Origin of the sequence: Herbaspirillum lusitanum P6-12 (genome assembly GCF_000256565.1) — a bacterium.
In the GTDB taxonomy this organism is placed as follows: Bacteria; Pseudomonadota; Gammaproteobacteria; order Burkholderiales; family Burkholderiaceae_D; genus Herbaspirillum; species Herbaspirillum lusitanum.
On record NZ_AJHH01000303.1, the window covers coordinates 1 to 2,373 of the forward strand.

Sequence of the window (2,373 nt, forward strand, 5' to 3'; positions counted from 1 at the left end):
GGCGGCGCAGCGCCATTCCATTTTTCTTTTTCATGCTGGGTCTGCTGTACGCCAGCTGGGCGGCGCGCATTCCGTCGATCCGCGACAACCTGCAACTCGATGCGGCCACGCTGAGCATGGTGCTGCTGTGCGGCGGCATCGGCGCGGTCGGCTCGTTCCCGCTGGCGGCCTGGCTCAACGCGCATTACGGTGCGCGCCGCACCACCTGGTATGCCGGGCTGGTGCTGCTGCTGACCTTGCCGGCGCTGGGTATTGCGCCCAACCTGGCGCTGCTGATGTTGTTCAGCGCGATCTACGGCGCCGCATCGAGCTGCTTCGACGTCGCCATCAATGCCCTCGGCGCGGTGGCGGAGAAGCAGGCGGGGCGTTCCATCATGTCGCTGCTGCATGCCTGGTTCTGCGTCGGCACCTTCAGCGGCGCCTTGCTTGGCAGCGCCGTGGCTGCGCTCGAGGTGGCGCCGTTCTGGCATTTCCTGGCGCTGGCGGTGTTGTTTCTGCTGCCGCTGCGACTGGGCTACAAGGCCATGCCGAACGACCGGCCGGAGCCGAGCGCCGACAAGAAGATTTTCGCGATTCCGCATGGCCACCTGGTGGCGCTCGGCCTGATCGGATTCTGCGGCGCGATCGTCGAGGGATCGATTGCCGACTGGAGCGGTCTGTACATGAAGGACCATATGAACGCCGGCGACGGATTGCCGGGTTCGCCGGCATGATGCTGCTGGCGCGGCTGGTGGGCGATCGCCTCAAGGAACGCTGGGGCGCGCGCAAGGTGGTCGGCTTCGGTTCGTTGCTGGCGGCGGTGGGCGTATTCATCGCCGTCGCGGCGCTCGACATTCCGATGGCCATCTTCGGTTTCGCGATTGCCGGCACCGGTGTGGCGATGGTGTTTCCGTTCGTGTTCAGCGCCGCCGGACGGCATGGCGCCATCGCGCTGGCGGGTGTCGCCACGCTCAGTTACAGCGGCGGCCTGATCGGGCCGCCGGTGGTCGGTTTCCTGGCGCATGGCTTCGGCCTGCAGGCTGGCCTGGCGTTCATCGGCACGCTGTGCATCGCGGTGGCGCTGGCGGCCAGCCGGGCCGAATGGCTGGAATGATTTTCCAGATTATCCACGTTGAGGAGGACACAGGATCATGAAACGATATCTTGCAATGCTGGCGGCGCTGCTTGGGTTGGCAGGCTGTGCTTCGCAACCTGCCGGCACCGACGGCGCCGCGCTGACCAGTGTGCGCTGGGAGCTGACCAGCTGGCCGGGCCACGAGATTCCACGCGGCGGCGAGGGCAGCGCGCCGGTGGTCCTGAGTTTCCAGGACGACGGCGTGCAGGCCAGCGTCAGCGGCCGCGCCTGGTGCAATCCGTTCAACGCGCCCTACGTGCTGCGCGACGGCGGTCGCCTGACCATCGGCCATGCGGCGGCAACCCGCATGGCCTGTCCGGGCAAGGCCATGGCGTTCGAGGCGGTTTTCCTCGACTGGCTGCAGGCGCTGGAGCGTTACAAGATCACCGGCCGCACGCTTGAGCTGTTTGCCGCGGACGGCGACGTCATGACACTGCAGGCGCGCGAGAAGCCGGCAACATCAAAATAAGTTGATTGGGAAGAGAACAGCAACATGCGCGATCTGGTTTTTCTACCGGGCTTCATGCTCAACGCGTCCTTGTGGGACGACATGCGCGGCGATCTCGCCACGCTTGGCACATTGCATTTCGGCGACCTCGGCCAGGACAGTTCGCTGGACGCCATGGCCGAGCGGGTGCTGGCCAACGCTCCGGACAAATTCCTGTTGTTCGGTTTTTCGATGGGTGGTTTCGTGGCCCAGGCGATTGCGCTGAAAGCGCCGCAACGGGTGCTCGGTCTGGGTTTGCTGAACACGTCGTCGCGTCCGCAAAGCGCGCAGGAATCGACCTCGACGCTGGCGCAGATCGCGCTGGCGGAAAAGGCGCCGTTCAAGGGCCTGACTTCGCGTGCGCTGGCGTCGTCGTTGCATCCCGACCGCGCCGCCGATACGGTGCTGCTGCAACGCCTGCAAGCGATGGCGCTGCAGAACGGCAAGGAAGTCTTCCTGCGCCAGCTGTCGACGTTGCGTGACGGCAGCTATGCCGATCTGCATCGCATCGCCTGCCCGGCGCTGATCGTGACCAGCGATGCGGATCGTTTGCGTACGGTGGAAGAATCGGAAGAAATGGCGCAGCGCATTCCGGCGGCGCATCTCGAGATCGTACGCAATTGCGGGCACATGACGCCGATGGAAAAGCCGCAGGAATTGTTTGCCGTCATCCGCGACTGGATTGCGGCATCGAAGCTGTGACGCCACGGCGTTGACCGCAGCAGAACCGCATCGCCCAAATGGAATACGCCGCTAAGCAGGGGGGGGGGGG

At 65.3% G+C, this 2,373-nt stretch carries 2 protein-coding genes and 1 pseudogene; all 3 read left to right on the forward strand.

What is annotated here, in order from left to right; genetic code table 11:
- A pseudogene (locus HLUSI_RS27880) lies at positions 1-1,093 on the forward strand (MFS transporter); the annotation flags it as partial.
- Positions 1,094-1,130: 37 nt separating this feature from the next.
- On the forward strand, positions 1,131-1,583 hold the full coding sequence (locus HLUSI_RS0109520; RefSeq protein WP_029363327.1) for an META domain-containing protein: 453 nt from the start codon (positions 1,131-1,133) through the stop codon (positions 1,581-1,583).
- Between the two features lie 24 nt (positions 1,584-1,607).
- On the forward strand, positions 1,608-2,303 hold the full coding sequence (locus HLUSI_RS0109525; protein WP_016833750.1) for an alpha/beta fold hydrolase: 696 nt from the start codon (positions 1,608-1,610) through the stop codon (positions 2,301-2,303).
- Positions 2,304-2,373 lie beyond the last annotated feature (70 nt).